Annotated in this window: 9 protein-coding genes; 5 read left to right on the top strand and 4 right to left on the bottom strand. The window is 66.5% G+C overall.

Going from position 1 to position 7,187, the window contains the following annotated elements; all coding sequences use genetic code 11:
- Positions 1 to 110 precede the first annotated feature (110 nt).
- Positions 111 to 896, top strand: coding sequence for a VOC family protein (locus QOC76_RS24060; protein ID WP_526361136.1), 786 nt, complete (start codon positions 111 to 113; stop codon positions 894 to 896).
- Here the strand turns inward: QOC76_RS24060 and QOC76_RS24055 are convergent.
- Positions 871 to 2,568 (bottom strand): NAD-binding protein, encoded by a 1,698-nt coding sequence (locus tag QOC76_RS24055; protein WP_526361134.1) that lies wholly within the window; start codon positions 2,566 to 2,568, stop codon positions 871 to 873. The two genes, QOC76_RS24060 and QOC76_RS24055, sit on opposite strands and share 26 nt — an antisense overlap.
- A 51-nt stretch (positions 2,569 to 2,619) precedes the next feature.
- On the opposite strand from QOC76_RS24055, the gene QOC76_RS24050 reads away from it, so the two are divergent.
- Positions 2,620 to 3,345 carry a 3-keto-5-aminohexanoate cleavage protein gene (locus tag QOC76_RS24050; RefSeq protein ID WP_526361132.1) on the top strand — a complete coding sequence of 242 codons (726 nt, stop codon included), beginning with the start codon at positions 2,620 to 2,622 and terminating at the stop codon, positions 3,343 to 3,345.
- Here the strand turns inward: QOC76_RS24050 and QOC76_RS24045 are convergent.
- Positions 3,335 to 3,781 carry a cupin domain-containing protein gene (locus QOC76_RS24045; RefSeq protein WP_526361142.1) on the bottom strand — a complete coding sequence of 149 codons (447 nt, stop codon included), beginning with the start codon at positions 3,779 to 3,781 and terminating at the stop codon, positions 3,335 to 3,337. The genes QOC76_RS24050 and QOC76_RS24045 overlap by 11 nt on opposite strands.
- A gap of 46 nt (positions 3,782 to 3,827) precedes the next feature.
- On the opposite strand from QOC76_RS24045, the gene QOC76_RS24040 reads away from it, so the two are divergent.
- From QOC76_RS24040 to QOC76_RS24030, 3 genes are read left to right on the top strand one after another with little or no spacing between them, the layout of a single operon-like run.
- A complete protein-coding gene (locus QOC76_RS24040; RefSeq protein ID WP_526361130.1) occupies positions 3,828 to 4,592 on the top strand; it encodes an alpha/beta fold hydrolase in 765 nt (254 codons plus the stop codon).
- Between the two features lie 10 nt (positions 4,593 to 4,602).
- Positions 4,603 to 5,034, top strand: coding sequence for a hypothetical protein (locus tag QOC76_RS24035; RefSeq protein WP_526361128.1), 432 nt, complete (start codon positions 4,603 to 4,605; stop codon positions 5,032 to 5,034).
- Complete coding sequence (locus QOC76_RS24030) at positions 5,031 to 5,654, top strand: GNAT family N-acetyltransferase (RefSeq protein WP_526361126.1); 624 nt, start codon at positions 5,031 to 5,033, stop codon at positions 5,652 to 5,654. The genes QOC76_RS24035 and QOC76_RS24030 overlap by 4 nt, the downstream gene beginning before the upstream one ends.
- Positions 5,655 to 5,679: 25 nt before the next feature.
- Here the strand turns inward: QOC76_RS24030 and QOC76_RS24025 are convergent, their stop codons facing one another.
- Together QOC76_RS24025 and QOC76_RS24020 are read right to left on the bottom strand one after the other, a co-directional pair.
- Positions 5,680 to 6,126 carry an Hsp20/alpha crystallin family protein gene (locus QOC76_RS24025; protein WP_526361124.1) on the bottom strand — a complete coding sequence of 149 codons (447 nt, stop codon included), beginning with the start codon at positions 6,124 to 6,126 and terminating at the stop codon, positions 5,680 to 5,682.
- 173 nt (positions 6,127 to 6,299) lie between these two features.
- Entirely contained in the window at positions 6,300 to 7,181 is an 882-nt protein-coding gene (locus QOC76_RS24020) for a winged helix-turn-helix transcriptional regulator (RefSeq protein ID WP_526361122.1), read from the bottom strand.
- Positions 7,182 to 7,187: the final 6 nt, after the last annotated feature.

The following is a 7,187-nucleotide window of genomic DNA, read 5'->3' as shown; positions in this document are numbered from 1 at the left end:
GGCGGTATTTTGGGCGTTTTTGCGTCTGCTCGGCAGGAGAGGTGATGAGTTTTTCAGGCGACGGCGGTCTGCATCGGTGACCGACCACACCAGCACAAGGAGACCCCAACGTGCCCACCCGCCAAGGCGCACCCGTAGGTGCCCCCACCTGGATCGACCTCGCAACCTCGGACCTCGAACGCGCCAAGCAGTTCTACGGCAACGTGTTCGGGTGGACGTTCGAATCCGCCGGACCCGAGTACGGCGGCTACGTCAACGCCTTCTCCGGCGGCCACGCCGTTGCGGGCCTGATGACCAACGACCCGCAGTGGAACAGCCCCGACGGCTGGACCACCTACCTGCACACCGCCGACATCAGGGCCACGCTCGCAACGGCTATCGAGGCGGGTGCGGTGACGTGCGCACAACCGGTCGAACCGATGGAGGTGAAGGACAAGGGCTGGATGGCCATGCTGGTCGATCCGACCGGTGCGTTCTTCGGGCTGTGGCAGCCCATCGAGCACCACGGCTTCGAGGTGTTCGGCGAGGCCTGTGCTCCGATTTATCACCAGCTGACCAGCCGCGACTACGCCAAGGCGCTGGACTTCTACCGGAGGGTGTTCGGCTGGCAGATCGAGAGCGTTTCCGATACTGACGAATTCCGCTACAGCACTGCCGATTTCGATGGCGAAGCGCTGGTCGGGATCATGGACGGAACGACGATCACTATGCCCGAGGGTGTGCCGTCGAACTGGTTCTTCTTCCTCGGCAGCGATGACGTCGACAAGACGGTGGCACTGGTCAGGGACAACGGCGGCAGCGTGATCCGCGATGCAGAGGACACGCCGTACGGCCGGTTGGCGGCTGTCGCCGACCCGACCGGTGCGGGCTTCAACCTGTCGTCGCTGGATCAGTGACATCGGTGGTCTGCTGGATACCCTGTCCTTTACGCAGGGTGTCCAGCAGTTCCCGATACGGACCCACCAGGTAGGCGGTGTCCCTGGCGCTGAGCTTGGTGTCGCGTCGCGGGTGGAGCCGAACCGGGCTGCCGGGCCGGGTAATGGCGATGACCCGCGTCTGCGTCGACAAGTCCGCCATCTTGATGCCGTCCAGGTCACTGCCCGGTTGCACGTAAACCCCACCGACCATGAACGAGCGCTGCCCCACCAGGAAGGTGCCGAGCACATCCAGCCCGAGCGCGGCGCCGATGAACCACGGGATAGCGAGATCGACTGTGGACCGGACATTTTCGAAGCCGAACCGCTGGGCCACCGCCGCCCCCAGCGTCCGGTCATAGACCCGCAGGACGATCGGCACCTTGCGGTGGCCGAGCATCTCATGCAGCACGATGCCGGTTTCGATGTTGGCGATGTCGTCCTGGGTGAGCACCGCGACCCCGCGGGCGTCGTCGATGCGCGCCGACTCGAGCGTCTCGCGCAGAGTCGCGTCACCGAAGATCACCGGCACGTCGAGACGGGCCGCCGTGGACAGGAAGCGGTTGTCGTCCTTGCGCTCGATGACGACGACGTCGTAGCCGGCGGCCGCCAGATCACCCACCACACGGATGCCGAACGAGCCGAGGCCGACGACGATGATGTGGTTGTGCAGGTGGCGTACCCGCCGCCGTCCCGCTGAGTGAGCGAGTCGCCGCGACAGCAGGACGTCGGCGACGAAGGCCACGAGTATCGCCGTGGTGGTCACCCCGGCGAACATCAGCAGAATGCTGAAGAGCCGCAGCCAGGTCGGCTGCTCCATGAAGCTGAAATCGCCGTATCCGACGGTGGCTATCGTCTCGGTGCTGAAGTACAGCGCGTCGATCCAGCTCATACCTGGCGGACGTTGGTAGGCGAAGCGCAACAGCACCGTCGCCATCAACAGCAGCACCGACGACGCCGCCAGCGCGCGGTAGAACATCGGGTTGAGGTCCTCGCGGAAGGCCCGCACCGCGTCGATGGCGCGTCGGATCGGCGGGCGTCGCCTGCGAGTCGCTCTGATTGGCTTCGCGACCGAAATGTTCTGCGCGGCAAGCTCGTCGGCGGTGCCGATCATCGCTGTCCAGTCGCCTTCGTGAACTCTGAAGTCGCGTCCCGGGCATGCGACCACCTCACCGGGAGTTGCGGACGTCTCGCCGTAGACCACCGCGACGGGTGCCAGATCGCCGTAGATCTCCCGCAGCGTGCCGTCGCGTGGTGCATCGGTTCCGGAGACGATGAAATCCACGCCGGCGAGCGAGATGGTGTGAGCGGTGCGGGCGAGGCACGCCTCAACGACGGACGGTGCCGCGAGGTCAGCGACATCGAGGATCGCGCCCGGGCCGTTGTCCTGCGCCATCGCCTCGCGAAGAACGCCGTTCCCGAGGCGGGCCACCACTCGTACGTCGGGGTTGGCCTGCCTGGCGAGAAGGGCGATCTCGAGGTTCAGATCGTCGTCGTCGTCAGCGCAGATCACCGCCTCGGCGTCGGTGACGCCGGCCGCGGACAGTGCGTCGGGGGACTGCAGGGTCACGACACTCATGCCCGCGGTCGTGAGCTCCTCGACGATCCGCAACCCAAGCGCATCGTCACCACAGACGATGGTGTGCCCACGCATGCTGAGCACGCTACTGCGCGAACTGCGTGCCCGAAGGGTGAAGATAAAGGCATGCCAAGCCAGAAGACCTACCTCAAGGCATGCATCAACGGCGCCAGGACGCCGGATCAGCACCCGAATCTGCCGGTGAGCCCCGAGCAACTAGCGGCGGCGGCCGTCGCCGCGCATCAGGCCGGCGCGAAGGCGGTGCACATGCATCCCAAGACCGCCGACGGTGCCGACTCGCTGCAGCCCGAGGTCGTCGGGGCGGCGGTGGAGGCGGTGCGGCATGCCGTTCCCGGCCTACCGGTCGGGGTCACGACCGGCTTCTGGGCACTGTCCGATCCGGACGAACGGCTGCGCACGGTCGAGGGCTGGACGGTGCTGCCGGATTTCGCCTCGGTGAACTGGCACGAGCCGGGATCTGAGCCCTTGGCGCATCTGCTGCACACGATGGGGCTCGGTGTGGAGGTCGGCATATTCCACACCGAGGCGGCGGAGTCGTGGGCCCGGTCCGAGATCGCCGCGCACTGCATGCGGGTGATGGTCGAACTCGGCCCCGAGGGTGATATCGCGACCGCCGATGATGTCCTCGGCGAGGTGCTGGCGGCCGGTTCGCCCGCCCCTGTCCTGCTGCACGGCTTAGACGAAAGCTGTTGGCCTCTGCTGGAACACGCCGGTGCGCGGGGTTTGCAGGCGCGGATCGGCTTGGAGGACACCCTGGCGCTGCCCGACGGGTCGCCGGCGCCCGACAACGCCGCGCTGGTGGCGGCGGCGGTGCAGCTGCTCAGTCGGTAGGCGCGGCCAACGCGAAGTCGGCGTAGTCGAATCCGGGTACGACGACACAGCTGACCAGAGATGGCTCGTCGTCGCGTGGGCGGGCCCGCTGCCAGTGTCCGGGAGGCACCGCGAGTTGCGGATGTTCGCCCGCCGTGATGTCGCCGCCAAGCAGATGCGTTGCGGCGTCGCCTTGTTCGTCACCGAACTCCAGCAACAGCGGACTGCCGCGGTGGTAGAGCCACAACTCGGTGCTCCGCACCGTGTGCCAAGCCGACTGCTGACCAGGCATCAACAGGAACACGATCGCCGTTCCGGCGCTGCGCGATCCGGCGTAGTCGGGTGGCAGCGCGGACTGGGGAATCGTCAGTCTGCTTCGCCAGGTTTCCCGGAACCAGCCCCCCTCGGGATGAGGGGACAGGTCGAGCCGCTCGGCCCAGTCGGGAAGTTCGCTCATCGCATTACCGCCCTCGATGTCGTCTCGAACCTTCACACTAGAGACGATGTCGAATGACGCGCCGCCGATTGTGCTGATCCACGGGTTGTGGTTGTCAACCAATAGCTGGCAGGGCTGGGTCGAAAGGTACCGCGCCGCCGGGTACGTCGTGCATGCGCCGAACTGGCCCGCAGACCCCGGTATCGGGCTGGCAGGCGCAACCGACCACTTCGACGCCTTTGTCCGGTCTTTGCCCGATGCGCCGATCGTCATCGGCCATGCGATGGGCGGCTTGATCGCCCAGCGGCTGCTCGATCGCGGGTTGGGGCGGTCCGGCGTCGCCATCGCGCCGTCGAAGCCGCGTGGTGTGCTGCGGGCCCCGCTGTCGATGTGGCGTTCGGCGTGGCCGTGGCTACGCGACCCGCGCAATCGGCGCCGAGCGGTGTCGATCAGCCCGGCTCACTTCCATTACGCCTTCGCCAACACCGTCTCGCGCGCCGAATCGGATCGGTGGCACTCCAAGTTGGCGAAACCGGCGAACAGCCGGGCGATCTACGACATCTTCACCGGTGACTTCCAACCCAGGTCGAGGGCGGCCAGCGGCGTCGACTTCGCGAATTCGAACCGCGCACCATTGCTGTTGGTCGCAGGCGATCGTGATCACGTGATGCCGGAGTCGGTGGTCTACGAGAATTTCAACCGCTACCGGCGCTCGTCGGCGCCGACGGACTTCAAGGTCTTTCACGGCAGGCCGCATCTCATCACCGTTCTCGACGGCTGGGCGGACGTCGCCGATCACGCGCTGGTCTGGGCCGCGCGCCACACCCGATAGTCTCATTCGCGTGCCTCGACTGATACCGGGCTGGCTGATCGCGTTCTGTGCCGCGATCCTCGCGGTTGCCGTGTGGCTGCCGTGGCTGACCACCCGGGCGGACGGTGGCGGCCGGGCGAACGCCGTCGGTGGGGTCGTGGGCAACCTGTCGCTGCCGCCGCATTTCGGCGCCGGTCAACTGATCGCGCTATTGGCGTCGGCGTTGATCGTCGCGGGCGCGATGGCTGCGCGCGGGTTGTCGGCCCGGGTGGCATCGTCTGCGGCGCTGGCGATCTCGGTGCTGATCGCGGTATTGACGATGTGGTACTACCGCCTCTATGTGCATCCGCCTGTGGCTGCAGGCTACGGGTTCTACATCGCGGCGGCGGTGACCGTGTTCGCGATCGTGTTGTCTGTGTGGGCGATGGTGGTGGCGTGGGCGGCCATGGGGCGACCGGCGTGAGCGGCTTCGTCGAGCCGGTGACACTCACTGGTCAGCGCTGGGTATCGCTGGAACCCCTTAGCCGTGGCCATGTTACGGAGATCGCTGCGGCATCGGCCGACGGCGACGTCGGCGGCCTGTGGTTCACCGGTGCGCCGTCGCCACAGACCGCTTCGCAGTGGGTTGACATGCGGCTCGGGTTGCAGAACCCCGAGACGGGGCTGACGTTTGTGGTGCGTCGCCTCGACGGCACCGCGGACGCGAGCAGCGATCAGGGAGCCGTGGTCGGGTCATCGAGCTACCTCAATGTCGACGCGCCCAACCGGCGAGTCGAGATCGGTAACACCTGGTACGGCGCGTCGGCACGGCGCAGTGGTATCAACACGGAGACCAAGCTGCTGATGCTGGGCCACGCGTTCGACGTATTGAATTGCGTGGCAGTGGAATTCCGCACGCACTTCTTCAACTTCACCAGCCGCACGGCCATCGAGCGACTCGGCGCGAAGCTCGACGGCATCCTGCGCAGCCATCAACTTGTGCCGGACGGGACGCGGCGCGACACCGTGGTGTATTCGATCCTGGATGTCGAATGGCCAACGGTCGCTACGCACTTGAAGTTTCGTTTGGACCGCCACGGTTAGCGCCGCGACCCGTCACAGCAGTGTGTCAGTCGGCGTCGATGGTGGTCGGAATGCTTCTCTGCCCGCCGCCGTGTGCGACGTCGATCTTGCGCGGCTTCGCCCGTTCGGCCATCGGGATCGTCACCGTCAGGACGCCGTTCTCGTATGTCGCCGAGATAGCGGTAGTGTCGATGCCTTCGCCCAGCGATAGCTGTCGCCGGTAGGTGCCGAAGAAGCGTTCGCTGGTCAGCCACTGAACGGATTCGTCGCTGCGGGCGGTGCGACGCGCCGCGATGGTCAGCGTGCCGTTGTCGACGTCGACGTCGACGGAACCGGGATCGATGCCGGGCAGGTCGGCGGTCAGCACGTAATGGTCATCGATCTTGCACAAGTCCATCGGCATGAACCGAGGAGTGCGATTTGATCCGGTCTGGCTGGTGAGCAAGCCCCGGGTCACGGCATCAAGGTCACTGAACGGATCAAAACGAAGCACAGCAATCCACCTCCTATAGCGCCTCTGAAGCCCGCCACCCTGGCGGGCAGCCAATCACTGTGCGAAAGCGATATTAGCACTCGCGCTCGGGGAGTGCTAGACCGAAACTGCTGACAGATCGCTTTTCGCGCCGAAATTGCGATCTCCCCGCAGTCTCGGCGGAGGCGGACGCGTCAGGTCGCCATGATCAGTGTCCCGCGCAGCGGCAGCGTGCACTGGTCGCAGGTTATGACCGCGGTGAAGCGCCCGCCGCACGCCGTGTGGGTGAGGACCACCGCCGGCCCCTCGGGTGCGTGAAACCACCGCTGAGCCCACTGCAGCGCACAGATCAACACCGGAAACAGGGCACGGCCCTTCTCGGTGAGTCGGTAGCGGTTGTCCGCCATGGCCATCACCCCGTTCGACACCAAGATCGACAGTCGGTCGGCGATGGAGCCCGGCGGCGCTGCGAGCTGGGTCTGGAAGTCGGTGAACCGGCTCATCCCGACGAACGCGGCAACCAGGAGTGCGAACCCCCAGCGATTGCCGAGCACGCTCATCGTCTGCGGGAACAGGCCCGCCTGACGCGGGTCGGACGAGGACCGCCGCCGGGTCGCAGCCAGCGGTACCGAGCGCGCCCACGATCCGCTCGGACCCCATTGGGCGACAACGTCTTTGTCGGTGACGGCATCGCCGCACGAACGGCAGGTCAGTTGCGGGGCGAAGTTCGCGTCGCAGGTCGTGTGGTGCATCGCGGGCAGGCCGCCGGCGTGCCCGGGTACCCAACGTCGTTCCCAGTCCCAGATCGACACCAGCACCGGCCACAACGACCGGCTGCGCGGCGTGGTCAGGTACTCGGCGCGCGGCGGATTCGTCTGGTAGGCCCGCTTGATCAGCAGACCGTCGCGCGTCAGCGACCGCAGTCGGCTCGCGAGCACCGAGTGCGAGATCGGCAGGCGTCCCTGGAAGTCGGCGTAGCGGGTTGCCCCCATCAGTGCCTGCCGGATAACCAGCAGCGTCCACTCGTCTCCGAGTTGTCCGAGCATCCGGCTGACCGCGTTGGTATCGCCGGACACCAATTG

Source organism: Mycobacterium sp., from assembly GCF_032159565.1.
GTDB lineage: Bacteria > Actinomycetota > Actinomycetes > Mycobacteriales > Mycobacteriaceae > Mycobacterium.
The sequence above is the reverse complement of the archived record's forward strand: the minus strand, read 5'-3'. Positions and strand labels throughout refer to the sequence as shown.

Bases quoted from the DNA above. Each gene is read 5' to 3' on its own strand.
- QOC76_RS24055 (WP_526361134.1), bottom strand. From the start codon at position 2,568: ATGCGTGGGCACACCATCGTCTGTGGTGACGATGCGCTTGGGTTGCGG.
- QOC76_RS24045 (WP_526361142.1), bottom strand. From the start codon at position 3,781: ATGAGCGAACTTCCCGACTGGGCCGAGCGGCTCGACCTGTCCCCTCAT.
- QOC76_RS24040 (WP_526361130.1), top strand. From the start codon at position 3,828: ATGTCGAATGACGCGCCGCCGATTGTGCTGATCCACGGGTTGTGGTTG.
- QOC76_RS24050 (WP_526361132.1), top strand. From the start codon at position 2,620: ATGCCAAGCCAGAAGACCTACCTCAAGGCATGCATCAACGGCGCCAGG.